This is a genomic window from Bowdeniella massiliensis (genome assembly GCF_023634005.1).
Taxonomy (GTDB): domain Bacteria; phylum Actinomycetota; class Actinomycetes; order Actinomycetales; family Actinomycetaceae; genus Bowdeniella; species Bowdeniella massiliensis.
Map to the genome: position 1 here is coordinate 148,648 of NZ_JALIQR010000006.1, position 26,321 is coordinate 174,968.

The 26,321-nt window shown below is 66.4% G+C and carries 23 protein-coding genes and 1 pseudogene; 10 read left to right on the top strand and 14 right to left on the bottom strand.

Annotated features, from left to right (window positions below; all coding sequences use genetic code 11):
- Positions 1-151: 151 nt before the first annotated feature.
- Positions 152-286, top strand: coding sequence for a hypothetical protein (locus MUN85_RS12700; protein WP_284500951.1), 135 nt, complete (start codon positions 152-154; stop codon positions 284-286).
- 204 nt (positions 287-490) lie between these two features.
- Positions 491-1,345, top strand: a pseudogene (locus MUN85_RS05775) (transposase); the annotation flags it as partial.
- A 166-nt stretch (positions 1,346-1,511) separates the two neighbouring features.
- On the opposite strand, the gene MUN85_RS12705 reads toward MUN85_RS05775, so the two are convergent.
- Positions 1,512-1,799 carry a transposase gene (locus MUN85_RS12705; protein ID WP_348647954.1) on the bottom strand — a complete coding sequence of 96 codons (288 nt, stop codon included), beginning with the start codon at positions 1,797-1,799 and terminating at the stop codon, positions 1,512-1,514.
- 417 nt (positions 1,800-2,216) lie between these two features.
- Between MUN85_RS12705 and MUN85_RS05785 the strand changes: the two genes are divergently transcribed.
- The 6 genes from MUN85_RS05785 to MUN85_RS05810 all read left to right on the top strand — a co-directional run bounded on the left by MUN85_RS05785 (position 2,217) and on the right by MUN85_RS05810 (position 7,957).
- Entirely contained in the window at positions 2,217-2,933 is a 717-nt protein-coding gene (locus MUN85_RS05785; RefSeq protein ID WP_250505810.1) for a hypothetical protein, read from the top strand.
- A gap of 154 nt (positions 2,934-3,087) precedes the next feature.
- Positions 3,088-3,921 (top strand): DsbA family protein, encoded by an 834-nt coding sequence (locus tag MUN85_RS05790; protein WP_250505811.1) that lies wholly within the window; start codon positions 3,088-3,090, stop codon positions 3,919-3,921.
- Between the two features lie 220 nt (positions 3,922-4,141).
- Complete coding sequence (locus MUN85_RS05795; protein ID WP_250505812.1) at positions 4,142-4,918, top strand: ABC transporter ATP-binding protein; 777 nt, start codon at positions 4,142-4,144, stop codon at positions 4,916-4,918.
- On the top strand, positions 4,903-6,531 hold the full coding sequence (locus MUN85_RS05800; protein ID WP_250505813.1) for a hypothetical protein: 1,629 nt from the start codon (positions 4,903-4,905) through the stop codon (positions 6,529-6,531). Before MUN85_RS05795 ends, MUN85_RS05800 begins: the two co-directional genes overlap by 16 nt.
- Before the next feature lie 297 nt (positions 6,532-6,828).
- Positions 6,829-7,440, top strand: coding sequence for a DUF4126 domain-containing protein (locus tag MUN85_RS05805; RefSeq protein WP_250505814.1), 612 nt, complete (start codon positions 6,829-6,831; stop codon positions 7,438-7,440).
- A 145-nt stretch (positions 7,441-7,585) separates the two neighbouring features.
- Complete coding sequence (locus MUN85_RS05810) at positions 7,586-7,957, top strand: helix-turn-helix domain-containing protein (RefSeq protein WP_250505815.1); 372 nt, start codon at positions 7,586-7,588, stop codon at positions 7,955-7,957.
- Between the two features lie 50 nt (positions 7,958-8,007).
- Here the strand turns inward: MUN85_RS05810 and MUN85_RS05815 are convergent, their stop codons facing one another.
- The 3 genes from MUN85_RS05815 to MUN85_RS05825 all read right to left on the bottom strand — a co-directional run bounded on the left by MUN85_RS05815 (position 8,008) and on the right by MUN85_RS05825 (position 12,932).
- Complete coding sequence (locus MUN85_RS05815; protein ID WP_250505816.1) at positions 8,008-9,708, bottom strand: Na+/H+ antiporter NhaC family protein; 1,701 nt, start codon at positions 9,706-9,708, stop codon at positions 8,008-8,010.
- The gene (locus tag MUN85_RS05820; RefSeq protein WP_250505817.1) at positions 9,705-10,706 is read right to left on the bottom strand and encodes a carbohydrate kinase family protein; all 1,002 of its coding nucleotides are present in this window, start codon (positions 10,704-10,706) and stop codon (positions 9,705-9,707) included. Before MUN85_RS05820 ends, MUN85_RS05815 begins: the two co-directional genes overlap by 4 nt.
- Before the next feature lie 75 nt (positions 10,707-10,781).
- Entirely contained in the window at positions 10,782-12,932 is a 2,151-nt protein-coding gene (locus tag MUN85_RS05825; protein WP_250505818.1) for an ABC transporter permease, read from the bottom strand.
- Between the two features lie 61 nt (positions 12,933-12,993).
- On the opposite strand from MUN85_RS05825, the gene MUN85_RS05830 reads away from it, so the two are divergent.
- Entirely contained in the window at positions 12,994-13,773 is a 780-nt protein-coding gene (locus MUN85_RS05830) for a DUF1206 domain-containing protein (RefSeq protein ID WP_250505819.1), read from the top strand.
- A gap of 8 nt (positions 13,774-13,781) precedes the next feature.
- Here MUN85_RS05830 and modA read toward each other — a convergent pair whose 3' ends face one another.
- The 9 genes from modA to MUN85_RS05875 form a co-directional block, all read right to left on the bottom strand.
- Complete coding sequence (modA, locus tag MUN85_RS05835) at positions 13,782-14,609, bottom strand: molybdate ABC transporter substrate-binding protein (protein WP_250505820.1); 828 nt, start codon at positions 14,607-14,609, stop codon at positions 13,782-13,784.
- A 117-nt stretch (positions 14,610-14,726) separates the two neighbouring features.
- Positions 14,727-15,791: a dimethyl sulfoxide reductase anchor subunit family protein gene (locus tag MUN85_RS05840; protein ID WP_250505821.1), complete on the bottom strand. Its 1,065-nt coding sequence runs from the start codon at positions 15,789-15,791 to the stop codon at positions 14,727-14,729.
- A gap of 2 nt (positions 15,792-15,793) precedes the next feature.
- A complete protein-coding gene (locus tag MUN85_RS05845) occupies positions 15,794-16,411 on the bottom strand; it encodes a DMSO/selenate family reductase complex B subunit (RefSeq protein ID WP_092562596.1) in 618 nt (205 codons plus the stop codon).
- Positions 16,412-16,427: 16 nt separating this feature from the next.
- Positions 16,428-19,079, bottom strand: a complete 2,652-nt coding sequence (locus MUN85_RS05850; RefSeq protein WP_250505822.1) for a DMSO/selenate family reductase complex A subunit — start codon at positions 19,077-19,079, stop codon at positions 16,428-16,430.
- Between the two features lie 314 nt (positions 19,080-19,393).
- A complete protein-coding gene (locus MUN85_RS05855; protein WP_250505823.1) occupies positions 19,394-19,849 on the bottom strand; it encodes a hypothetical protein in 456 nt (151 codons plus the stop codon).
- Positions 19,850-19,922: 73 nt separating this feature from the next.
- Complete coding sequence (locus MUN85_RS05860; RefSeq protein WP_250505824.1) at positions 19,923-21,311, bottom strand: NAD(P)(+) transhydrogenase (Re/Si-specific) subunit beta; 1,389 nt, start codon at positions 21,309-21,311, stop codon at positions 19,923-19,925.
- A complete protein-coding gene (locus tag MUN85_RS05865) occupies positions 21,308-21,616 on the bottom strand; it encodes an NAD(P) transhydrogenase subunit alpha part 2 (protein WP_092562605.1) in 309 nt (102 codons plus the stop codon). Before MUN85_RS05865 ends, MUN85_RS05860 begins: the two co-directional genes overlap by 4 nt.
- The gene (locus tag MUN85_RS05870; RefSeq protein ID WP_250505825.1) at positions 21,613-22,818 is read right to left on the bottom strand and encodes an NAD(P) transhydrogenase subunit alpha; all 1,206 of its coding nucleotides are present in this window, start codon (positions 22,816-22,818) and stop codon (positions 21,613-21,615) included. The genes MUN85_RS05865 and MUN85_RS05870 overlap by 4 nt, the downstream gene beginning before the upstream one ends.
- A 439-nt stretch (positions 22,819-23,257) precedes the next feature.
- A complete protein-coding gene (locus tag MUN85_RS05875; protein ID WP_250505826.1) occupies positions 23,258-24,418 on the bottom strand; it encodes a YeiH family protein in 1,161 nt (386 codons plus the stop codon).
- A gap of 7 nt (positions 24,419-24,425) precedes the next feature.
- On the opposite strand from MUN85_RS05875, the gene MUN85_RS05880 reads away from it, so the two are divergent.
- The gene (locus MUN85_RS05880) at positions 24,426-24,875 is read left to right on the top strand and encodes a LysR substrate-binding domain-containing protein (RefSeq protein ID WP_250505827.1); all 450 of its coding nucleotides are present in this window, start codon (positions 24,426-24,428) and stop codon (positions 24,873-24,875) included.
- Here MUN85_RS05880 and MUN85_RS05885 read toward each other — a convergent pair.
- Positions 24,872-26,203: an aromatic amino acid transport family protein gene (locus MUN85_RS05885; RefSeq protein ID WP_250505828.1), complete on the bottom strand. Its 1,332-nt coding sequence runs from the start codon at positions 26,201-26,203 to the stop codon at positions 24,872-24,874. The genes MUN85_RS05880 and MUN85_RS05885 overlap by 4 nt on opposite strands.
- Positions 26,204-26,321 lie beyond the last annotated feature (118 nt).

Sequence of the window (26,321 nt, forward strand, 5' to 3'; positions counted from 1 at the left end):
GAATACCTCCGCCTGGTGGGTCATTACCTCAGGTGAGGATCTCCGGAAAGTGGTGGGTCATTGCCTCACGTACTTTCTCCGGTTCAGTCGGTGGCGGGACTGTCAGGAGAACGGTGTGTGAGGGTCAGGCCTGGTCCGAAAGGAGATGGCCGTGGCTGACACGACCGATGTCGTCGTTGATGACGAGATGATTGATCCCATGACCGGGCAGATCATCGATCAGAAGGAACTCGCACAACGCCTGCTCGCGCAGGCGGGGCATGGCGTTCGCCTGACGCTCAGCTAGCTCACGAACAACGTCCTCAAGACGGGATGGAACGCCGAGTTGACCGAGTATCTCAGTCACGAGCACGGCGGAGTCCCAATCGCTGCGAACATGCGCAACGGGACACGGTCGAAGACCGTGCTGACGGTATAATCGTCCCGGTTCAGATCGAAGTCCCCCGGAATCGAGATGGTTCGTGTGAGCCGGTGATCCTTTCAACGAAGGAAGCGTCGCTTGGACGGGCTCGATCAAATCGTCCTGTCGCTGACCGTGCGGGGGTTGAGGTCCGGTGAGATCGCCGTGCACTTCGACCAGGTCTCTGGTGCGAAGGTCTCCAAAGACGCGATCAGTCGGATCACGGACACGGTCACCGGCCAGCTCGCGCAGTGGTCATCCCGGTCGTTGGAGCCGCTCTCTCCAGTGATCTTCGTCAACGCAATTCAATGGTGAAGGTCCGCGACGGGCAGGCCCGCAACACCCCGCATCTCAGTCGTCATGGGTGTGACCGTGAACGCGGAACGCGAGATCCTAGGCCGGTGACGGCGGAGAGGGAGCCGGTTCTGGCTGCAAGTGTTCACCGTACTGAAGATGCGCGGTGTCCAGGACGTGCTCATCGCGGTCTATCACGGCCTGAGGGGGCGTGCCGAAGCAATGAATCAAACCTGGGAGCAGACGTTGGTACAGCAGCGCATCGGCCACCTGATCCACACCAGACTCCGTTACTCTGGTCGGCAGCATCGCGACGCGATCGTCCATGCCCTCAAACCGGTCTCTACGGCCCCAAGTGAGACCGCGGCGAAGGACCGGTTCGAGGAGCTCGCGGCCAAGTGGGGCGCACGCTACCTAGCGATCATCCAGCCCTGGCACAGTTTGTGCGCCCAGTCCGCGCCGTTCCTCGGATACGACGCCCTTGATCCGCCAAGTGATCTGCACGACCAACCCGAATTGAGTCCATCAACGCATGGATACCGGCGGGCTGTCCGTGCGCGAGGGCACTTCCCCAACGAGGCCACTGCGCTGAAGCGTCTACACCAGCTGATAAGGTCGCTCGACACGACCGGCCATGTCCGGGCACGCTGAGTAATGAGGTGCAAGCCCACGCTAAACGCGCATCCGATTACCTATGCCAGACCGTTCGAAAGAACCACCCACCAATGAAAACCACCGGACCCCTACCGCGTCGGTGATCCAGCCGATCGGTTTCTTGGTGGGGCGTGGAGAAGTCGAGCCGGTCATCGACCAACGGTCAGAGCTGGTTGAGTAGATCCACCTCGGCGACGGAGTCGTAGCGGTAGTAGAACCCGTAGCCGCGCACGAGGTGCCCTGAAGCCGCCTTGAGGATCTCAATGGCTCGACGGGCTTCGGCAAGCACGCGTTTGAGGCGCTTGTTCTGCTCCTGCAAACTTTCGACCACGGGCGCTGGTCTCGCTTCTGGGCTGTATCGATTGCGCCATACCCGAAGCGTCTCCTGGCCGACACCGACCTGCTGGGCGATAGCTGTGATCGAGTGAGAACGAGCACCTCGTTCGACCACTTTACACTTCAGAACCAATCAAATCGCACTCTCACGCAACCCGCAGCTGTATTTCTCAGGCATATCCCTATTCCCCTTCAACCAGATCCGAACAAAACCCGGGCCGATTCAACAGCTGTCGCGCGTTATCCCGGATCCAGTCCATACCCCCACCACCTGATCCAGGATCTGGAACTTGCCCTTCTTCGGCGCCGCCGCATACGCCTTCGCATACTTCTTCTTGATCTCATACCAGCTGACAACGACAGTTCCTTCGCACTCACACCCCATCGTGACCGGCTCACCGTACGCGAAGGAAACTATGCGAGGTACGACCCTCCCTCGCAGGGAATATATGAGAGTGTCGTCGAGGTCTTGACCCGGCGAGATGCGATTGGTATTCTCCAGTCAAGTGCATGGTAAAGATGCCGCGCCTACGTGAAGAAGCTTCCGTTGAGATATCCAGCATTCATAAAAGGGGCTCTTGCGTTACTGGCTTGCTGCGGCTTGACCCCTATGCTCATTGCCGCTGCGCCCGTCTCCTCAGGAGACGGATCGCCATCATTCGGCGAGAAGGATGCGCATCACTACAAGCTACTGCTAGAACACGGAGTTTCAAAGACTACCGCCGTTACGCTTATAGAAAAGCTCAATGAAGGCGAGATTTGGGATTCAATGCGAAACGACTCTTCTCCCGTCTCGGAATCCTCATCGATCGACGGTATTACACGAGTAACCCGGAGTGTTTACAAAGACGGCTCCATTGCTATTTCTCGGATCGATGATCCCGCGCTTGCCAAACAACGCGGTGCCGAGAATGGGATCTCTAGCCGAGGGGTGACTAACTGCGAGTACAGCAAGGCGGGTTCATACGGCGGATATTGGAAGCATTGCCAGGTGTATCGAAACTTCGTCGTTGCGGGCCATGGCTTCTACTTCGACTACGAAAACATCAAGGGCAGCCCCGCAAAGATGACACAGTATGGAAATCCAATCTACAATACGGTGCAAGGCTCGTGGACTGGAGGATCGTTCCGTAGGATGGGCCCTGATAGGGTGCGCCTAATCAGTACGCACACGGTCGCGAACAAGCAGTCTACGCTCTGGGTCCAAGCCAACGTCAAGGGGCCCAATGCTTGGGAGGCACACGGTTAAAATGTCAGGCTCAGAACTAACGATTGTTAGCATTGTTGCTGTCATCGTCATCGGCGTGTTCGCATTGGCATGGGCTGTAGCGAAGTATTTGAAGCGCCGTTGATTCAGCCGTGCCTCGAGCATGGCAGTGGGCGGCGCGGGTAGTATCGGGGGCATGTCGTCTTACAGCTCGAACACCCCGACTCCGCACAAGCCGTCGCGGCCCGCGTTCTCCCCGCTCGTCATCGTGCTGGCGACGCTGCTGGGCCTGCTGCTCGTCGTCGCCGGCTTCCTCGCGGGGCGCTACGCCTACAGCAGTAAGGCGGCGCCCGCGCCGGGAGCGAGCGCGCCGGGCGGTGGCCAAGGCCAGGGCGGCCAGGGCCAGCAGCCGCAGCCGGGCGAGACGCGCGATACGCTGCCCGAGCCCCCGCCAGAGGTGCTCGAGCTCATCCGCAAGGAACCCAAGCGCGAGGAGGGCGATCCCTTCGCCCAGGGTGCCGTCGATGCCCCCGTCGTGATCGTGGAGTATTCCGATTTCTCCTGCCCGTTCTGTGCGCAGTTCGCGACGAAGACCAAGCCCGAGATCCAAAAGCTCATCGACGAGGGGACCGTCCGCTTCGAGTGGCGCGATCTCGCGCTCTTCCCCGAGGGCAAGACGACCGGCGCCGCGGGCCGCGCGGCCGCTGCGCAGGGCAAGTTCTGGGAGTTCCACGACCTCGTCTTCGCCGACCACTCCGGGCAGGGCCACCCGTCCTACACCGTCGATCAGTACGTCGAGTTCGCCAAGCAAGCCGGCGTTGAAGACCTGGACAAGTTCCGTGCTGCTATCGAGGATCCGGCACTGGAAGAGGCCGTCTTTAAGGCGACCGATGAGGCCGTCATGCGACTGGGACTGCGCGGCACCCCCGCGTTCATCATCAACGACCAGGTCGTCTCCGGCGCCCAGCCAACCGAGTACTTCCAAAAGGTCATCCAGGAACAGCTGGACAAGCTCAACGCGGCGAAGTAACGCCCTCCGGCGAGCTATCCGCCCCGCGTCCGTGCGTCATGACGTAGCCGGTCACGTAACTCAGCATCAGTCCCGCACCGACAGCGGAGGGCGATGATGACGAAACCCAATCGATACCCGGAATCGGCGGCAGCTGAGGCGTGGTTCATCCCGAGCCACCACAGCATGATCCTTCCCTCGGAGGATTCGGCGGCAGTGATGCACACCATATGCTCGCTCTATGACCACTCCTGAAGGCTCGGATACGCCTGCGCTGCGGCTGGATTCGCTCACCAAGGATTACGACGGACGGCTCGTCGTCAATGAGCTCTCGCTGGACATCCCGGCAGGGTCGTTTTATGGCATCGTCGGGCCCAATGGCGCGGGCAAGACAACGACGCTGTCGATGGCGACGGGGTTGCTCCGGCCCACGCGGGGGCACGCGTATGTGGCAGGCATCGATGTGTGGGCGGACCCGCCGGCGGCCAAGGCGCACATGGGCGTGCTCGCCGATGAGATGGCGACGTTTGACCGGCTCACCGGCCGCGAACTGCTCACCTACACGGGGCTGCTGCACCGGCTGGCACCGGACATCGTCGACCAGCGATGCGATGAGCTGCTGCAGGCGCTCGACCTCGGGCGAGACGGCGCGAAGCAGGTGGCCGATTATTCCGCGGGTATGCGCAAGAAGATCCTGCTCGCCACCGCGCTCATCGCGGCGCCGCGCCTGCTCATCTTGGACGAGCCCTTCGAGTCCGTCGACCCCGTCTCCGCGCGCACGATGCGCGAAATTCTCGCGGCCTACGTCAACGGCGGTGGCACCGTCGTCATCTCCTCGCACGTCATGGAGCTCGTCGAGGCGATGTGCGATCACGTGGCGATCATCCACGAGGGCCGGGTGCGGGCGGCCGGGACGGTGGCCGAGGTGCGCGGCGAGCTCTCGCTCGTCGACAGGTTCATCGAGCTCGTCGGCGCCAAGCACCTGGCCGAGGGGAGCCTGACGTGGTTGCGCTCCTGACGCGCCTGCGCTGGCGGCTGTGGCGAACGGAGTACCGTTCCAAGCGACGCTGGATCACGGCGATCATCGGCGTCGTGTACACGGTGCCACTCATCGGGTTGTTCTGGCTCGCCTTGGGAGCCCTGACGCGCGAGGCTCCAGTGATGCTGCCGCACGTGCTAGTGGGTGCCGGTGCGGGAATCGTGCTCGCGTGGTCGACGGTGCCGATCGTGGCTTTCGGGCTCGATGACCCGCTGGCGGCCAACCGGTTCGCGCTGCTGCCGCGCCGGGCGCGCGAGCTCCAGCCTGGGCTCCTTGTTGCGGGGCTCGTCTCGATTCCCGCGGTGCTGACCGCTATCGCGCTGATCGGAGCGCTGCTGCTCAGCGAGATCGCGCTCGCTACCTGGCAGGTGGGCGATGCGTCGATGCCCGGACGGATTCTTGCGATGGCGATCGCGCCGGTGAGTTTTGGCGCTGGATCGGCATTGTGTTTGATGGTGCCGCGGGCGCTGCTCGCCGTAACCTCGGCCGGCGGGGTCTCCCGCCGCCGCCGGGAGCTAGGCAGCGCGCTCGGGCTTGCCGGGCTGCTCGGCCTGACCTATGCGGCGATGCTGTGGGGCGCTCCCGTGCTAGAAAATGCGAGCGGCGAAGAGCTCACTCACGCATTAACGACGGTGGCAACGATCGCCGCGTGGACGCCCTTTGGTGCGCCCTTTGCGCTGCCGTTCGACATCGCGAGCGGGGCATGGCTCGCCGCCGCCGGGCGCGCGGTGATCGTTGCCGCGAGTGTCGCCGGGGTCTGGCTATGGTGGGAGCGCGCGCTGTCCGAGGCGCTCGTTTCCGGTCCCCAGAATCAAAGCGCGAGGCGTGCGCGCCGCGCTGGCGGGGCGGGCATCATGCGGCTGCTTCCGGCCAGCCCACTCGGTGCGGTGATCGGCCGGTCGCTACGCACCTGGGTGCGTGACTCGCGCTATTCGCTGGGGCTGCTCATCTCCCCACTCGTCGTCGGCTTCCTCGTCGGGATGGCCATCATCAACGACAACCCCTCCACGATTCCGATTGCCGGCTTCATGCTCGCGCTCACCCTGCAGCCGATCCTCAACGACTTCGGCTACGACGGGCCCGCGATGTGGCACTCCATCGTGCACGACGCAGACCCGCGGGCAAATATCCGCGGGCGCGGGATCGCGGCGCTGCTCGTTATCTCGCCGATGCTGCTCATTCTTGCCGTCGTCCTAGTGTGGGTGACGGGTTCGCTTCGCGCGATTGCCACCTACGGGCCATGGATTGTGGGGGCAGCATTCTCGGCGACGGGCGCGGCGGCAATCGTCTCCCCGCTGTTGCCCTACGCCGTGCAGCCGCCGGGCACGAATGCTTTCAAGGGCAACGCGGCCCAGGGTGCGGGCGCGTGGATCTCCGCGATCGTGGGAATGGTAGCGATCACCGTGCCGCTGCTACCCGCTGGGGTCTTGTTCCTCGGCGGCTTCCTGCGGCCGAGTTGGGCCGCGGCCGCGCCGTGGGTAGCGCTCGCCGGGGGCACGATCATGCTCGTCGTCGGGTGGATCCTCGGGCCAAAGCTCCTTCAGGAGCGGCAAGCGGAGATCTACCACCGGGTGCGCATCTGGGCGACGTAGCGGGGCACACCACCGACGCCAGTATGCCCAGCTCGGAGACGTGTCTTGCCAACGCGGCGCACAGTGCAAAGGATGGCTACCACAGTCACTGCCGCCGCCACACCGATGTAAGGCGAGGGCCCAAAATATGCGTCGAGGTCTTCACCCAACTATGTTCAACCTAGCTCCTCCCGTTGCCCTTCAGGTTTGCACCCGGGCAAACGTCAATTCCAATCAAAAGAGCGCTTGTCAACTACGTGGAGAGCTATACGCACGCTACAACCACCGGACAGCGCACATGTGTAGCAGACTTGTGCCATGGATATCGTCTCTGCGCTGGGACTTGGCTCCGCTGCGGGCCTGAATGCCTACATCCCGATGCTTATCGTCGGGCTGCTGGACCGCTACACCTCCGTCGTGAACCTGCCGGCAGGCTGGACGTGGCTGTCGGATGGCTGGCTGCTCGCGATCGTGGCGGTGCTGCTCGTCGTGGAAGTCGTCGCCGATAAGATCCCCGCGGTTGACTCCATTAACGACGTCGTGCAGACGATTGTGCGGCCAGCCTCGGGTGGCATCGTGTTCGCCTCCGGTATGGGCGATCCGCAGACCGTGAGCGATTCCGCCTCGGCCTTCGGTGATGGCCGCTGGGTCGGCTTTGCCGTAGGTGCGGCGGTGGCCCTCATCGTGCACCTGACGAAGTCGACGGCGCGGCCCGTCGCGAACGTCACGACGGCGGGCCTCGCGGCGCCGGTGCTGTCCGCCGGGGAGGATGCGACGAGCGTGGCGCTCTCGCTCGCTGCCGTCTTCGCGCCGATCGTCGTCCTGGTGCTGCTCGCGCTCACCTTCTTCGGCCTCGGCTGGCTTATCAGCAAGCGGCGCAAGCGCAGCCACGCCGGGCCGCCACCCCGCCTCGAAGATATGGACTTCTAGCCGGGCGCTTCCGGGGCCGGAAACTGCGTGTCAACGAAAAGTAGCGCGATGGTGCGCGTCGTACCCCCAAGAACCCTGGTCCTCGTCGGGCCCTGCTGCTGCAATGGAGATAACCCCATTCGACCCACAGCCGAGACGATGAACGATGGACATCCATGAACGGCTCAAGGAGCTGCGGACGAAAGCCGGCCTGCCCCAAACCGAACTGGCGGAAAAGCTCTCGGTGTCCCGCCAGGCGGTCTCGAAGTGGGAATCGGGGCGCGGGACGCCCGATATCGGCAATATCCAAGCGATCGCCGCACTCTTTGATGTCTCCGTCGATTATCTCCTCGCCAACGTCGCCATCTCTCCAAGCCCGACCGTGCGCGTCCCGATTAATCTCGATGAGCTCACCGCGATCCGCCCGAAAGGAAAGGTCCTCAAAAGGAGGGCTCACGCCGCGGTGATGGCGGCCCACCCCCGCGCCACGAGCATCATCCCGCTGATCCGCTCCAAGGTGAATACTGGGCCGGGATGAACAGGTTCAAAAAGGAGCTCAACCCGACCATCTGATGGTGGCGGCTCCTGTTAGCTGGCGCCTTCGCGGCGGGCGCGGTGTTCCGTCTCCAGCGTCGTCGTCATGCGCACCAGGACAAATACCGACAGGCCCAGCGCGATGAGCGTCGCGATGAGGCCGGCGATGATGGATGCGGTGGCGGCGAGCGTCGTATAGCCGATGAGGGCGGCGATCGCGGCGGCGCCGGCGTAGGGCAGCTGGGTCAGCACGTGCGTGATGATGTCGCAGCCGGCGCCCGTCGAGGACAGGATCGTCGTATCCGAAATCGGGGAGCAGTGATCGCCAAGGACGGCTCCGGCGAGGACGGCGCCGAGGGCCGGCAGCAGGAATTCGGTGGCGCCGAGCGAGTTCATGATGTCGCCGGCAATGGGGATGAGGATGCCGAAGGAGCCCCAGGATGTGCCGGTGGAAAACGCCATGATGGAGGCCGCGAGGAACATCACGGGGATGAGCCAGGCGACGGGCAGGTCCGCGCCGCGCACGAGATCGCCGACGTAGCGGCCGGTGCCGAGCTTGCCGATGAGATCGCCGAGCAGCCAGGCCAGCAGCAGGATTTGGATGGCGGGCCACATGGAGGCGGCGCCGGAGCCGATGCCGCGCACCATGGTGCCGGCGGAGATGTGCTCGACGGGGCGGATCGCGCGCCAGCAGAAGAAGAGCGCGGCCGCGAGGCCCGCGAGTCCGCCGATGACGAGGGATTCGGCGACCATCGTGTTTTCGAGCATGCGCAGGACGTTCGTCGTGCCGCCCTTGAGGGCGCCGGTGACGAACATGGCGCCGACGACGCCGATGACGAGCGTGATAAAGGGGCCGATGAGGGCGGCGATGCGGCCGGATTCGGCGTGCGGCAGGTGCTCGGAGACCTCGCCGGGGATATCGGCGTCCTTGGAGTAGGGGCGACCGGCGGTGATGGCGCGGCGCTCCTCGGCGCGCATCGGCCCGAAGTCCAGCGAGAAGGCGACGACGGCGGTCACGAGCAGGACCGCGGCGATGGCGTAGTAGTTCGCGGCGGCGGCGCGCATGAAGGCGCCGATGTCGGTGACGGCGAGCCCGGAGGCGGCGACCGTCGGGGCCATGAGGGCGATGATGGAGGCGCCCCAGGAAGAAAACGGCACGAGGACGGTCACCGGCGCGGACGTCGAGTCGATGATGTAGGCGAGTTTGGCGCGCGAGACACGGTATTTGTCGGTGACGGGCTTGGCGACCTGGCCGACGGCGAGGGCGTTGAAGTAGTCGTCGATGAAAATGCCGACGCCCATGGCGGTGCCGAGCCACTGCGCGCCGCGGCGGCCCTTGATGCGGGAGGCGGCCCAGTCGGAAAATGCTTGGGAGCCGCCGGCCATGAGGACGAGCGCGGTGATGGCGCCGAGCAGCGCGAGGAAGGCGAGGATGTAGATGTGGTCGGTGTTGAGGGCGCCGTCGGCGTAGAACAGGCCGAGGATGGCGGTGCCGATCGTCTTCAGGGTGGTGAGTGGGTTGAGGTTGGCGATGAGCAGGGCGGCGGCCAGGACGCCGAGGCCAAGGCTCAGGATGACCTTGCGGGTGAGGATGGCCAGAACGATCGCTATGAGCGGCGGCAGGATCGAAATCCAGGGGTGGGCGGCAGCGAGCGTGGCCCCCGACTGGGTGGCGGACTGGGCAGCGGGCAGCGCTGCGGCAAGAGCAGCGACGGGTAGGGCTGCGGCGATGGCAGCGATCGTTGTGGCTCTCACGCCTCCACGATAGTGGGATCGGCCTGCAGCGCGGCGGTGGGGTCCACGCGCGGGGCGCATGCCGGTCCGAGCAGCTCGGCGAGGCGGTCCACGCCGATGCCGCCGTGGGCGGGTTCGGCGGCGAGCAGCCGGGCGACGGCCGTGTTGGCGCGCGAGGCCGCGGTGATCGGATCCGCGCGGCAGGTGAGCAGTTCGTGCAGGAAGACGGCGAAGAACGCGTCGCCGGCGCCGATCGTGTTGGTGATGCGCACCGGCGAGGCGGGCACGTGCACCGGCTCGGCGGGCCAGCTGCCGTCGGGCTGCCGGACGAGGAGCAGGCAGCCGCGGCATCCCAGCGTCATGATGACGAGCTCGGCGCGCGAGGCATGCGCGAGGGCGGTGAGGGCCGCTTGCTCGCGGCCGGGCACGCGCTCGGCGGACATCGTCAGGTAGCGCGCGGCGAGGAAGGGCGCGACCCACTCGGCGAATTCCGACGGCTCGCCGGGCGCGTCGTCGAGGATATGGGGGCCGATCTCGTGCAAATCAACGGCAAACGGCAGGCCGGCGTCGGCGAGTTCGGCGGCCAGCGGCGCGGTCATGCGGCGCGAGGCGAGGATGGTGATATCGGCGTCGGCGATGTCGGGCTGTAGATCGCTCAGGCGGAAGCTCGCGCGCGAGGCGTCGGTCAGATCGTTGAACACCTGGCGGGTGCCGTCCTCGGCGTACAGGACGACGGAGCGGGGCGTGCGCGCCAGGGTGCGGGTGCACAGGTGGGTGGACAGGTCGAAGCGGTAGGCCTCGTTATCGATCAGCGAGGTGGGGTAGTCCTCCCCGAGGGGCGCGGCGAGGTCGACCTCGTTTCCGAGGGCGGCCAGCGAACGCGCGACGGCGAAGGCGATTCCGCCCACGCTGTAGCGGATTTCATGGTGATAGGACGGGCCAGCTCCGCGGGTGACGGGGAAGGCGCCGATGGGCAGTGTCGTGCGTTGGTTTGCAATGCCGACGACGATGACCTTCATGTGACCTCCTTCCGCGTCGTTGCGGCCCCGGCATCGAGCCGGGAGGGGTGTGCGCATGGGGCGCTCGAAGCCAGCCTACCTGTTCTTCGCCTCGCTCGGAGCCATGTCCGCGGGTGCGCTCCCATCTGCCGTCTTCACGACGCTCACCTCGGCTGCCTTGATGACGGCGGCAAGTGGCGTGCCGACCTCGATGCCGAGGGCGCGCACCGAGCCGAGGGTGATGTCCGCGCTGAGGCGCCAGGTGCGTGGTGCGGCGGCGGCGCGGGCCTCGGGACGCAGCACGTCGAGGGTGATGCGCGCCAGGCGCCCGGCCGATTCGATGCCGACGACGCGGGTGGCGAGGACGTTGCGCGGGGAGCCGGCGGGCTCCGTGCCGGCCGGGTAGAGCGAGACGGCCGAGGGCGGGAACAGTGCGACGGCGCGGCAGGAGGCGAGCTCGCGCGCGTCGGCCTCGCTGTCCGCGATGCCGGTGATGGCGAACGGATCCGCGGCGATCGTCACAAGGTGCGGGTCCGCGGGCTCCGCGTCGTCGCGGTAGGCGCGGCCAATGAGCATGTTCATGCCCGCGAGCGCCGCGGTGAACTCGGTGCGCGGGTGCGTGAGGATCTCGGGCGCGGGGCCGTGCTCGATGACGTGGCCGTCCTCGAGGACCACGACGTGGGTGGCGAGCGAGGCGACGTCGAGCAGGTTGTGAGTGACGAGGACGACGGTGGGGCGGGTTGCGGCGAAGCGGCGCGCGAGCAGGGAGCGGATGGCTGCGGCGGCGTTGACGTCGAGGGCCGCCATGGGCTCGTCGAGGAAGACGACGGCCGGGTCGGTGGCGAGCGCGCGGGCGAGGGAGACGCGGGCGGCTTGGCCGCCGGAGAGCTGGAAGGGGCGGCGCTCGGCCAGGTGCGCGCAGCCGACGGCGGCGAGCTCGCGGCGGGCGCGGGCGCGGGCGGCGGCGGTGCGGTGGCCTCTGGCGCGCAGACCGAAGGCGACGTTGTCGAGCACGGACAGGTGTGGCAGCAGCAGCGGGCGCTGGGCGAGCAGGGCGATGCCGCGGTCGCGGGTTGGCACGTGCGTGGTGGCATCATCGAGGATGCGCTCGCCGATGCGCACGGTGGAGCCGGGGCCCTCGAGCAGGCCGCTCATGACCTGCACGCACGTGGATTTGCCGGAGCCGTTGCGGCCGAGCAGCGCGACGATGTCGCCGGGCGCGACGTCGAGATGGACGTCGGTGCCGCGCTCGGGAACGGTGATGTGTGCGCGGATGGCGCGGCCGCGCGGGGTAGTTCGGGCTGCGGTTTTCGCACCTGGCCCGTCGACGGATTCCGGGGATGCGGGGCCGGGAGTATCGGAGGCGTCGGGGGTTTCTGCGGCGGCGGTGTTGGCGGCGGTGTTGGCGGCGGTGTCGGCGCCCGGGAGCTCATCGTCGTCGGATATTGCGGCGCGCCGCGTCGTGCCCGTGTGTTGCCAGGCCGTGATGGCGACGACGAGGATCGCGACGACGATGAGGACGGCGGCGAGGGCGAGCGCGATGTCGGGATCGGTTTCGCGCTGGAGGTAGATCTCCAGCGGCATCGTGCGGGTGACGCCGGTGAGCGAGCCGGCGAAGGTGAGCGTCGCGCCGAATTCGCCGAGCGAGCGGGCGAGCGCGAGCGCCGTGCCCTGCGCGATCGCGGGGGCGACGAGCGGCAGCGTCACACGGCCAAGGATGCGCGAGGGGCCCGCGCCGAGCGTCGCCGCTATCGATTCGTGCCCTTTTTCTCGCACCTGCAGCGCGCCCTGCAACGCGACGACGAGGAAGGGCATCGAAACGAACGTCTGCGCCATGATGACGGCCGTCGTCGTGAATCCGATCTGGATGCCGATCGCGTCGAGCCAGGATCCGATGAGGCCGCGGCGGCCAAAGGTTTGCAGCAGGGCGAGGCCGGCGACGACGGGCGGCAGCGCCATCGGCAGCAGGACGAGGATGCGCGCGATCTTCACGCCGCGCCAGGAGCCGGACAGCAGCACGGAGGTGGGGATGCCGAGCACGACCGCGAGCGCTGTGGAGGCGAGGCACGTCTTTAGCGAGAGCCACAGGGCCGTGCGCGCGTCGCCCTCTGCCATGATCTCGCCGATGCGGGCCCACGGCACGCGTGTGCCGAGGCCTATCAGCGGGATCGCGAGCGCCGCAAGGCCCAGGCCGGCCAGCAGGTAGAGCCACGCCGGCACCGTGCCGCGACGCAAGTTTTCTGGCATAACTGGAGGCTACCTCAGCTCGGCATTAGGGTTTTTTATGGCGAACTTTTCGGGAGGAACAATGGACACGCAGGACGCCAAAAACCTGACGGAACAGGCGGGTCGCTCCGACGTGGTGCGCACGGGGGCGCGCATCGGGCATGTGGCTAATGGCCTGCTGCATCTCATCGTCGCCTATCTCATCGCGCAGCTCGCGCTCGGCAGCAGCCAGGAGGACACCGACCAGTCGGGCGCTCTCTCGCTGCTCGGCCAGTCCGCGCTGGGGGCCGTCTTGCTGTGGGTCGTCATCGCCGGGCTCGTGCTGCTCGCCGTCTGGCAGATCACCGAGGCGGTGACGCTGAGCAAGACGAGCAAGCGGATTTCGGCGGCGGGTAAGGCCGTCGTCTACCTTGTCATCGCGGGCGTCGCGTTCTTCATCGCGATCGGCTCGTCGACCTCCTCGGGCACCGAGGAGGAGGCGACGGGCACGGCGCTGTCGATGCCCGGTGGCCAGTTCCTCGTCGCGATCGCCGCGATCGTCATCCTTGCGATTGGTGGCTACCACTTCTACAGTGGCGCGACGGCGAAGTTCTTAGAGGATCTCGACAAGAATCCGCCCGCGCCGCTGACGGCCGCGGGCCGGATCGGCTACATCGCCAAGGGGATCGCGCTGCTCGCGACGGGCTCGCTGTTTGGTTTTGCCGCGTGGCAGCACGATGCCGAGGAAGCCGGCGGGCTAGCCGACGGGATCGAAAAGCTGCGGGGGCTCCCCTTCGGGACGATCATCTTGCTCGCGATCGCCGTCGGCTTCGCCGCCTATGGCATCTACAGCTTCGCCAAGGCGAAGTACGCCAAGGTCTAGCGCGATCGCTACGTGGCCGCGTCGGCGCCGGCGCCGAAGCCGTAGTCGGCGAGGATCTTCTGCCCGCGCTCGGATAGCACCAGGTCGATGAAGGCCTGCGCTGCGGCATTGTCCGCACCCTTGGTGGTCAGGGCGATCGGGTAGCGGTTGACGACCTCGTCGGCGCCGTCGACGTCAATGACCTCGACCTTGTCGCCGGCCGCCTTGGCATCCGTCGTGTAAACGAGGCCCGCATCGGCTTCGCCGGCCTCGACCTTGCCGCGCACGTCGGTGACTTTTTGTTCCTCGGAGACGGGCTCAAGCGTGACGCCGAGGTTCTTCGCGAGGGTTTCGGTGGCGTTGCCGCACGGCACGCCGGGGGCGCACACGACGAGGCGCTTGCCGGTCAGGGAGTCGTTCAGCCCCGTGATCTCGCCCGGGTTTCCGGCGGGCACGATGAGGGTCAGGACGTTGGTGGCGAATTCCTTGGCTTCGCCGACGAGGTTTTCCTCGGTGGCGCGCGTCATGTTCTTTTCGTCCGCCGAGGCGAAGACGTCCGCGGGGGCGCCTTCGGCCATCTGGTCCACGAGCGTGGAGGAGCCTTCGAAGGAGAAAGTGACCGTGATGCCGGGGTGGGTGGTGGCGAGCTCGTCGGCGATATCCGAAAATGCCTTGTTCAGCGAGGCCGCGGCAAAGACGGAGACATCGCCGGAAAGGTCCTGGCTGGCAGCGGTATCCGTCGCCGCTGGCGATGCGGCCGGGGCCTGGGTGCCACCGCCGCCGCAGGCGGACAGCAGCAGCGCGCTGGCGGCCAGGCCTGCGAACAGGGCAGAGCGCGTTGAGTGGTTCGTTGTCATCGGGTCCTCCCCTGCGCCGCGAGATGCTCGCGTGGCGGCTCCGGCCCGTCGTGGGCCGCTTGTGGCGCACACTCCGACGCCGCCACGCTTGTCAGGCTATCGCCTTTTGCTCGCCAGCTACATTCCGATGCGGGTCATCGCGTCGTAGAACAGCGACCGGCCGAGGACCTCGGAGGCGAGGACGACGACGAAGGCGCACGTCGCGACGGTCGCGAGGGTGGGCAGCGAGCGGTGGGCGGCCGCGAAGCGGTACATGAGGAACCCGAGCAGGCATGCCCCGATGATGAGCAGGAGGATGCGGGCAAGGAACCAGTTGTTGTAGAACGCGGCGCGCGAGGCCTCCGGCATGGCCGGGTCCGCGCCCATCGTCGTGAGCTGCAAAATGAGCAGGACGATCTGGGCGATGGCGAGGGCAACGATCGCGACCGCAAGGATCTCGACGGTGCGCTGCAGCATCACCTGGGTGCGGTCATCGATCACGTCGTCGCGGCCGCCGAGGCGCCGACGGCGCCACATCGTCACGGTGAGCAGGCCGGCCCCGACGGCAAGGGCCCCGAGAGTGAACGTCGTGACGAAGAACGTCGCGGGCGTCGTCCACAGGTGCCAGAACGGGACCGTGGGCAGGGAGGCGTAGACCATCGACATGACGTAGACGAGGCCCAGGCCGATGAGCGCGGTGATGACGCCGAGGGCCTGGCGCAGGCGCGGGCTGCCGATTTTCTTCCACTGCAGGAAGGAAAAGACGAACCCGGCTGCGGCGAATCCGACGCCGAAGAGGATCTCGCGCGAGAGCCAGCTCGAGCCGAGGTGGCGGAAGGTGTTCAGCGCGTTAAACGGGTTACCGAGGTGGAGCATCGAGCCGAGCAGGCCGAGCACGAGGATCGGGCCGATGGCGAACAGCGCCGGGTCGGTGAGCTTGTCGAGCACGTTCGTGGCGGGCACGTAGTCGAGGCCGAAGCGCTTGAGCAGCCGGGCGATCGGGTTCGTGGGCTCGCTGCTCGTGGCACTGCTCGTCGTTGCTGCATCATCGGTGGCGGCGGGGGCGCCGCCGCGTCGTTCGGCGTCACTCAGGTGGTACAGCCGCGGGCCAATCACCTGGATGAGCCCGAGGATCACGAAGGCGCCCACGCACATCTGCGCGAGGATCGTAAAGGAGATGAGGGGAAGTTCGTGGACGTTCATTGCTAGATCTCCCGCGGGTTCATGATCTGGCCCGTGCCAGAGCCGGAGGTTTGCGCATCGCGGTGCGGCGTAATGACGAGGTGCGGCCGGGTGATCGAGGGATCGGGCAGCGGCTCGGTGTTATCGACGTGGCCGTGCTCATCGCGCAGTTCGTCGATCGGGCCCCAGCCGAGCGCCCGCGAGGGGCAGGCGGCGACGCAGGCCGGGTCCTTGCCCTCGGAGCGGTAGTCGGCGCACAGGTCGCACTTGGTCATGTGGCCAAGGCCGGGGTGGTACTGCGGTGCGGAATAGGGGCAGGCCCATTCGCAGTACCGGCAGCCGACGCACTTATCGGCGTCGACGGAGACCGTGCCGTCCTCGTTTTGGTGCATCGCCGTCGTCGGGCAGACCTTGACGCAGATCGGGTCCTCGCAGTGGTTGCACGAGATCGAGGTGTAGTAGGAAAAGACGTTGGGCGTGACGGTATTGCCGTCGCGCTGCCAGCTGCCGCCGGTGTATTCGACGACGCGGCGCCAGGTCACGCCTTCGGGCAGCGAGTGCTTATCCTTGCAGGCGATCTGGCAGGCCTTGCAGCCGTTGCACAGGGTCTGGTTGAAGTAGAATCCGAGTTTTTCCGCCATGATGTCTCACCGTGCCTTATGCGTGGGTGCCGGCGTCGGCGGTCCCGAGCGCGATCGCGGCGAAGGCGGCGGCCTGGCGCGCGACGTCGTTCGGGCTCGAGCCGGACGCGGTCTCGAAGGTGGATGTGTAGGTCACCGGGGCTTCGTTGAGGTCGATGTGCCGATCCGGGTCCGGATAGCTAGCACCGGCGGGGGCCGGTTCGACTTCGACGAGGACGGTGTGTTGGCCGTTGCCCTTGGCGTACGGCGTCTTGTGTTGGCTGGTCAACATGTTGACGGCGCCGCCGTGATCGACGCCGTCGGCGTCGATGTTGAGCCAGGCACCCTGCGGCACGGAGACGACGCCGGGCATGATGCGGGGCGTGACCATGGCGGGCAGCTGGATGGTGCCGCGATCGTTGTGGATGCGGACCATGTCGTTGTTCTCGATGCCGCGATCCTTCGCGTCGAGGGTGTTGATCCACGCGCGCTGGTGGTGGGCCTCGCGGTTGAGCGTGAGGTTGCCGTAGGTGGAGTGCGTGCGGCCCTTGAAGTGGTGGCCGATGCACTGCAGCGGGTACTTCTTGTTCGTGCGGGCTTCCAGTGCGCCTTCCCAGGTGTCCACGTGCTCGGGCAGCGCGGTGATCTTGTCGCCCGGTAGCGCGTCGGGGAACTCCCACGTCTTGGCCATGTCCCACAGCTGCTTGGAGAAGATCTCGATCTTGCCGCTCGGGGTATCGAGCGGGTTGGTGTCGGGATCGTCGCGGAAATCCTTCAGCGCGACCGTCAGGCCGTCGGGGTTGTAGTACCGGTAGACGCCCTGCTCGCGCAGTTCGTCGAAGCTCGGAAAATCGGGGTGCTCGGCGACCGTCTGCTCCTGCATCCAGCGCGCCCAGCCCTCCAGATCCCGGCCCTCGGTGAACTCCTCTTCGATGCCCATCCGCTTGGCGATTTCGGTGCACATTTCGTAGGCGGGCTTGGACTCGAAGATCGGTTCGATCGCCTTCTCGCCCATGATGAGGTAGGCCATGTCGCCGGTGTATTCGCTCGGGATGAGGTCCCAGCGCTCGGAGGTGGTGCAGTCCGGCAGGATGAGGTCGGACATGCGGGCCGTCGCGGTGAACTGGTTGTCGACGGTGACGATGAATTCGCATTTGGTTTCGTCATCGAGGACGGCGCGGGTCTTGTTGATGTCGCCGTGCTGGCTGCCGGACATGTTCGAGCCGTAGTTGAGCAGGAACTTGATACCGGTTTGCAGGCGTTCGCGGCCGCGCACGCCGTCCTTGAGCTCAGTCATCTCTTCGCCGTGGTCGATCGCGTCGACCCAGGAGTAGCACGAGATCGTCGTCGTGACGGGGTTGTCGCCGTCGGGGAACCACTGCGTGACCGGCCAGTAGTAGCCTTCTCGGCCGCCGGTGCCGCCGCCGGGGATGCCGATGTTTCCGGTGAGCGCAGCCAGGGTGTAGATGGCGCGGGCCTGGTTCTCGCCGTTGGCGTGGCGCTGTGGCCCCCAGCCCTGGGAGATGTTGACCGGCTTGGTGGTGCCGAGTTCGCGCGCGAAGGAGACGATCTTGTGGGCGGGTACGCCGGTGATGTCGGCCGCCCATTCGGGGGTCTTTTCGACGCCGTCCTCGCCCTGGCCCATGATGTAGGCGCGGTAGGAGTTGTTCGCCGGCACGCCGTCGGGCATGTGCTCTTCGTCGTGGCCGATGCAGTACTTATCGAGGAAGGCGGTATCGGCAAGGTTCTCGGTGAACAGGACGTGCGCGATGCCCGCGACGAGGGCCGCGTCGGTGCCGGGGCGGGGCGCGATCCAGTCGTCGGCGAGCACGGATGCAGAGTCCGAGTAGCGCGGATCGACGACGATGATGCGCAGGCCCTTTTGGTGGGCGAAGTTCGACACGAAGGTCAGGCCGCCGCCGCTCATGCGGGTTTCTTGCGGGTTGTTGCCCCACAGCACGAGGAGTTTGGAGTTTTCGATGGCGTCTTCAAACGAGTTGGAGATCTGCTCATCGGGAGCGCCGTAGTGGAAACGGGTGCACTGCGAGATCTGCAGGTAGGAGTAGTTGCCGTAGTAGCCGAGGAAGCCACCGAGCAGGTTGAACAGCCGCGGCCAGCCGCCGGAATAGCCCAGGTGCGCGTTCCACACGCCCGAGCCGTAGTTCTTGTAGATCGCTTCGTTGCCGTAGGTATCGATCGTGTGGCGGAGTTTTTCCGCGAAGAGGTCGAAGGCCTCTTCCCAGGTGATCTCCTCGAACTTGCCCTCGGAACGCTTCGCACCCTCGACGCGCTTGAGCGGTGTCTTGATGCGGTCGGGGTTGTAGATCCGCTGGCGCATGTTGCGGCCGCGCGGGCAGGCGCGGATCTGCCGGCCGAGCAGCGAGTCGTCGCCGGTGTTGTCCGGCAGGACGCGCACGATCTGTCCGTCGTTAACGACGAGGCGCAGCGGGCAGCGCGAACCACAGTTCACGACGCACGCGGACCAGATCTCCTTGGCGCCATCGGGCAGCGGACGGTATTCGACATTGCGGTTATCGAGGCCGAAGGTGTCGGACTCGGAGGAGCACCCGGCCGCGGACATGAGCGCGGCGCCGGCCCCCACGGCCGAGCCCCAGGCCAGGACCGAACGGCGGGTCATTCCGGGGCGTGGTTCTGCCTCGCTGGCTCGTTCACCTGAATCGATCGTCATGGTCTGCCTCCTGATGACCCGGTCTACCTGTGTCACGAGTGGGGGTGCGCGAGTTTTTTCGCTAACAATGCCCCACACCAATTTTTATATACGATTTCGCTGGTGTCTCCATTGTGGTGACAGCCGTGTCGGAGAAAACTGGGACTCTCGTCCTAGTTGGCAGGCAAAAGCCGCGAAATTCTGGGGGAAGTGCGCCGTGTGACTCGGGCCGCATACGGCGACTTAGCGGGGGCTAATTAGCTCAGATTAATATTGCGTAAATTCCAATATGCCCATATTGCCGCAACGTTTGTGGGAAAAGAACGGTAAGGAGATTATTCGTCGATCGTGATATCGCTGATGACGACGACCGAGTCTTCAGCGGGTATCCCTACCGCCTCAACGCACCGGGCGACCTCGGGCAGGTCGGGAAAGTCCTTGGCCGTGAAGTATCCGCCGCAGCCCATGACGGGTTTGCCGAATTCGTAGGTGACGCCGTCGCGGCGGATTCCGTAGGTGCCGTCGGCGTCCTTCACGAGCTCTGCTGTTGCCGGCACGATGGGGATGGCGAAGCCGCTGTCGTCGAGTTGGAGTGCGACGCAGCCGTTCTTGGCGACGAAGGTCCCCCACCATGCAGCATCGAAGCCGACGTCGTTGTTCGATTCGGTCATCGTGAGGATGAGATCATCGCTCGGTTCGAATGTCGTCATGGCAGGCGTCGTGCACCCGGAAATCATGAGTGCTGACACCGCAGCCGCTGCCGCGATCGCTTTTGCTGGCACCATTACCATGCGCGCTCCCCCGTCGCCGTTACCCTTTCAGGTTAACGGTTGGGACACGCGCGGCAGTAGTGCTACCGCCCGGTTAGACCTCCTTGAGGGCGGCGACGACCGCGGCGAGGGACTCCTTGGCATCGCCGAAGAGCAATTGCGTCTTGTCCGAGAACAACAGCTCGTTTTCGATTCCCGCGAAGCCCGGGCGCATGGAGCGCTTGAGGAAGAAGACCTGGCCGGCGTAGTCCGCGTTGATGATCGGCATGCCGTAGATCGGCGCGGACGGGTCGGTGCGGGCGGCCGGGTTGACGACGTCGTTGGCACCGACGACGAGCACGACGTCGGTGGAGGGCATGGCCGCGTTCACGTCGTCGGCCTCGATGAGCAGTTCGTAGGGGACGTTCGCTTCGGCGAGCAGGACGTTCATGTGGCCGGGCATGCGGCCCGCGACGGGGTGGATGCCGTAAACCGCGTCGATGCCGCGCTCGCGCAGGGCGGTGACGAGCTCGGCGCAGGTGTGCTGCGCCTGGGCGACGGCGAGTCCGTAGCCGGGAACGACGACGACGCGCGAGGCGTAGGCCAGCGCGATCGCGACGTCGTCACTTTGGGCGCGGCGCACCGGACGGTCGGACTGCTGGGTCGAGCCGGCCGTCGAGCCGCCCTTGAGGGCGCCGAACAGGATGCCGAGCACCGAGCGTCCCATCGCGCTCGCCATCGCGATCGTGAGGATGGAACCGGAGGCGCCGACGAGAGTGCCGGCGACGAGCATGAGTGTGTTGGGCATCGCGAAGCCGGAGGCCGCGACGGCCAGGCCGGTGAAGGCGTTGAGCAGCGAGATGACGATCGGGACGTCGGCGCCACCCACGGGCAGCACGGTCAGGACGCCGGAGGCCAGGCCCGCGATCAGCAGCGCGAGGCCGAGCCATACGTTGCCGGTGACGGCGACCGCGACGGCGAGAACCGCACTGATGAGCATGGTGCCGGCCATGATCGCGGGGGCCGCGGGCAGGACGATTGGCCGGCCCGTCATGATGCCCTGGAGTTTGGCGAAGGTCAGCATCGAGCCCGCAAACGACAGGGAGCCGACGAGGATCGCAAAGGCCGTGGCGGACGTCGCGAACGTCGAGTTCGCCCCACCCCATTCGGTGAGCTCCATGATGCCGACGACGGCCGCGGCGCCGCCGCCCACGCCGTTGAAGATCGCGACGAGCTGGGGCAGGTCGGTCATTTTGACCATGCGCGCCCACGGCACGGCGATGAGGCAGCCGAGGACGATCGCCACGAGGGTGACGGCGAGGTTCGCGCCGTAGAAGTCGGTGGAGAGCAGCGCAGTGACGACGGCGAGGGCCGCGCCGGCCGCGCCGAGCATGTTGCCGCGGCGGGCGTGCCGCGGGTTGGACAGGCCCTTGAGGGCCAGGATGAAGCAGACCGCCGCGACGAGGTAGAGCAGGGCGGCAACGTCGTAGCTGAGGAGCTTCACTTGGCCTCTCCTTCGTTTCCGACGGGCTTGGGCGCCTTCTTTGCGCTAAACATTTCGAGCATGCGGTCGGTGATGACGAAGCCGCCGACGAGGTTGACGGTGGCGAGTAGGACGGCGATGAAGCCGAGGACCGTCAGGATCCAGTTCGGCGAGTGCGCCGTGACGAGGATTGCGCCGACGAGGATGATGCCGTGGATGGCGTTCGCGCCGCTCATGAGCGGGGTGTGCAGCGTCGAGGAGACTTTGGAGACGACTTCGACGCCGACGAACGCGGCGAGGACGAAGATCGTGAGGATCGTGATCACGGCTGGTCTCCTTCGGTGGGCTGGGCATCTTCGGCCGGAGTGGGATCGGGTTCGGGTTCCGGATCGCTCGGGCCCGTCTCGGGGGCGGCGAGGCGGTTGACGCCGTCGTGGGTGATGGCTGCGCCGTCGAGGATGTCATCGGCGAAGTCGACGGCAAAGCCGTCATCGGTCACCAGCAGGTTAATGATGTTCTGGACGTTCTTCGCGTACAGGCGGGAGGCATCGGCGGGCAGGTCGGCGGCGGGCACCGTGAGACCGACGATGGTGATTTCGCCGTCGCCGCGGGCGGAGGGGACCTTGACGTCCTCGCCCGCGACGGAGCCTTCGACGTTGCCGCCGGAGGCCGCGAGCATGTCGACCACGACGCTGCCGGGGCGCATCGCGGCGATCATCTCGGCGGTCGCGAGGCGCGGCGCGCTCTTGCCGGGCACGCCCGCGGTGGTGATGAGGACGTCAGCGTCGGCGATGTGCGGGGCGAGCGCGGCCTGCTGCCGGGCGGCGGAATCCTGCCCGAGTGCGCGCGCATAGCCCCCGGTGCCCGTGCCTTCGGCGGTATCGAGGCCGACGTCGATAAAGGTAGCGCCGACGGAGCGGGCCTCTTCGGCCGAGGAGGGGCGGATGTCGTTCGCGGCGACGTTCGCGCCGAGCCGCTTCGCGGTGGCGATCGCCTGCAGCCCGGCAACGCCGATGCCCAGCACGACGACCTTCGCGGGCGGGACGGTGCCCGCGGCCGTCATGGCGAGCGGGAAGAACCGCGGCAGGCGGATCGCCGCTTCGAGCACGCAGCGGTAGCCGGCCGCGAGCGCCTGCGAGGAAAGAACATCCATCGCCTGCGCGCGAGAGGTGCGCGGGACCTTTTCGAACGCGAGCGCGGTGACGCCCGCCTCGGTCAGGGCCGCGAGGCGCTCGTCGGTAAAGGGTGCCATGAGGCCGATGGTGACGGCGCCGCGCCGCAGCCGCGCGATCGCTTCGTGCGGTAGCGGGGTGATGTGCGCAAGGACGTCGATCACGGCGAGGTCGATCCCGGCGACGACGTCGGCACCTGCCTTTTCGTAGTCCGCGTCGGTGTGCCCGGCGGCGAGGCCCGCACCGGTTTCAATGAGGACGCGATGGCCCGCGCGCGTGAGGGCAGAGGCAGTTTCAGGAACGAGAGCAACCCGCGTTTCCGGCGCTGGCTCGCGGGGGGCAGCAATGGTGATCACGCCCCTAACGATAGGCGGTGGATCGCACATTTATCTGGGACTTGAGACAGGTGAACTCTCGCGAATCAGGCTTCGACGGCGGTTAAGTTCGCGAATCTCGAAAGACCTGGACGACGCGAGGACTGCACCTTCAGCGGTTCCGAGCGTATCGACGAACTGCACGGATCCGTCGGCCAACTCACGGCGGCGGCTACAACCACTTACCTGTCCCTGTCGGCTACTTCTTTCGCCGCGTAGTAGCGGCGCCCTGCCACCATAATGAGAGCAAATCCCCCGACGCCGATCCACGTCCTAGGCTCAAGCCAGGCGGAGAACTGGAAGCCCTCGCGCGTGACGAACAGGGCGATGAGAATCCAGTGATGTATCTGCGTAGGTCGGCGACGAGTTGGTCGCGGCGATCGCCAATCATGGTCCCCCCTTGATGGCCTGAAACGGCGCTTTAAACCAACATAATCGTCCCAAGCAGCGAAATGATGGCGGCCACCACACCAAGAATTGCGCCAAGTCCGAGGGCTTTCGCCCCGGAAGTCACGAGCTTTTTGAGCCGCACGCCCGCACCCATCGCGACCATGGCGCAGGTCAGCAGGATCGTCGCCGTCGTATCGGCCGCGGCAAGGAAGGCGACCGGCAGATCGGTCAGCGACCGGATGATGACCATCAGCAAGAAGCCCGCCACGAATGCCGGGATGATCGGCGGCCGCGAGATGTCGCGCGCTCGAGTGTGATCGACGCGGCGCCCGGCAAGGACGTCGTCGGCTTCGCTGCGGGAGACCTGCTCGGCGGCGATCCGCCGGGCTAGGCGGGTTTCGAGGGCGCCGACGAGCGCGACAAGGGGCGCGAGCATGACGACGCGGCCGAGTTTGGTGACGACGGCGGTATCAACCAGCGCGGTCGCGGCGCTCGCGTCGGTCAGGTAAGAGGCGGCGATCCCGGCGCCGGCGACGACCTGCCCCACCTCGTGCACGGCGGCGCCGATCCACACCCCCGTCGCGTTCGGGGCGAGCGAAAGGAGCGCCGCCAGCGGCGGCAGCGCGAGCAGGGCAACGGTTCCAAAGAGCGTGACGGAGGCGACGGCGGTCGCGGCCGCTTCGTCGGTGCTTGCTTCCTCGTCATCGCTGCGCACGACGGAACTCATCGCCGCGACGGCGGCGGCCCCGCAGATCGCGGTACCCGTCGCGGTCAGGACCGTCGTCGCATGTTCGATGCGCAGCAATCGCCCAAGCCCCAGGCCGATGGCGTAGGTGGAGGCGACTGTCACAACGATGATCGCGATGACCCCCCAGCCGAGTTCGAGGACCTGCGGGATCGAGAGCCGCAATCCCAGCAGGACGACGCCGAGCCGCAAGATGGTGCGGCCCACGAACGCAAATCCCGGCTCGGCGGCCGCGGGAATGAGACCGGTATTGCGCAAGATCACGCCTAGGATGATCGCGACGAGCAGCGCGGACAGCAGCGGCACGAACGCATTGACGCCGTAGGCGATTCCGGCCGCGAGCGCCGCGATGGCGATGCCGGTCAGCAGGCGCGGAAAACCAGCGATCCAGGTGCGGACGCGGTGGCCGCGGGAGGGTCGAACTACGCGGGGGTCGTCAGATAGCACCTCGCTATTGTGGCCCGCCCGGCCCGCATCAGCCATAACCGGCCGGGGGCGCGACGAGCTCGTCCTTATCGCCACGCCTCATGCGGCAGCGGCCCACGGCCTGCCCGGAGCTGCGGCGCTCACCGCGGCCCGCCTCATCGAGCTGCCGCTCGTGCTGCGCGAGGAGGGCTCGGGAACGCGCGAGGTCCTCGCCGAAGCATGCTTGCGCGAGGGCACCTACCTGCCCTCGCAGCTGCCAGAGGTCTCCTCAGCTGCCGCGATCTTGCGGGCGGTGGCCCACGGCTCCCTTGCCGTCGTGCCGCGCCTGGCCATCGCGGCGGAACTCGCGGCCGGTACGTTCGTCGAGATCCCGACGACGCTGCGCCTTGGCCGCGAACTGCGCATGATTACGGGCGAGGGCGCGCGACTTTCTGCCACCGCGCGGCGCCTCGCCCGCATCGTTCGGTCCGAGCGTTAGCGGAACAGCGAGAACGTCACCCCGCCCACGGCCACGAGGCCCGCAATGATGACGAAGAGGTTCGAGGCCTGCTTGCGGTAGGGCCTGAGCGCCTCCACCTTGTAGATCGCGTACATCGGCATGAGGTAGAGAATCGAGGCGATGACCGGGCCGGACAGCGATTCGATCAGAGCGAGGATCTCGGGGTTGATGATCGCAGCAGCCCACGTCGTAAGGAAGATGAACGCTGCCACGCCGAGCGCCAGCTTCTTCTCCCCCATCGACTTCGTCGCATTCGGCGCGATATTTCGCACGATGCCAGCCGCGCCCTCGGCCGCGCCGAGGTAGTGGCCGAAGAACGAGGAGCAGATCGCGGCGATCGCGATGGCCGGGCCGAGGTAGGCGATGACGGGCGCGCCGTGGACGTTTGCCAGGTGCGAGAGCACGGGCAGGTTCGCTTCGCGCGCCGCCGCAAGCCCATCGGAGCCGAGCGCCAGCACGCAGGACCACACGAAGAACATCGTGAATCCGACGAGCAGCGCGGCCGTGCGAATGAGCACCTTGGAGGCGTTATCGGCCGCCGCTTCGCCGTGCGTGCGCTGCATCGCGAGCGAGAACTGCGAGATCGCGGGCGAGTGGTTGAACGCGAACACCAGCACGGGGATGACGAGCCAAACGGCGAACAGCATCCCGCCCAGGTCCGTCGGCGAGGACAGGCCGGAAAGGCTCCAGGACGGAATGAGGTAGATCGAGATCGCAAACAGCAGGAAGATCAGCGGGTAGACGAGCGCCTGCGTCACGATGAGCATGATGCGCTGGCCAACAAGCATGACGAGCATGAGCAGCGAGATCGCCACGAGCGAGAGGATCGCGCGCGGTATCTGCGGGCCGCCCAGCTGGTTGACGATAAGCGAGTCGAGCGTGTTTGTGATGCCCACGCCGTAGATGAGGACGATCGGGTAGATCGCGAAGAAGTACAAGACGGTGATGGCCTTGCCGGCGAGCGGACCGAAATAGTCCTCGGCGACGAGGGTGATGTCCTCGCCCTTCTTCGGCGAGACGCACACAAAGCGCGCGAGCGCGCGGTGGGAGAAGTAGGTCATGGGACCGATCAGGAGCGTCACGATAAGCAGCGGCCAGACGCCGCCCGCGCCCGCATTGATCGGCAGGAACAGCACGCCGGCGCCGACGGCGGTGCCGAACAGGGAGATCACCCAAGAGCGGTTCACGCGAGCGGGATTGGCGCGTTCCTCGGGGGTTGCCAGGGGCACCTCGGACAGCTCCGGGGCGTCGATTTCGTCATAGGGTTCGACCGAGGCAGCGTTGCCGTGCGGCGATGAGTGAGACATCAGTGTCCTTATCGGTGGTCGTAAGTAGGCCGAATGTGAGTCAAACAGGGCAGAGCCGGGACTTTCAAGCCCAGCGATGTCCGATTCGTCGTGATCTTCCGTACGTTGTGGGTGCGGG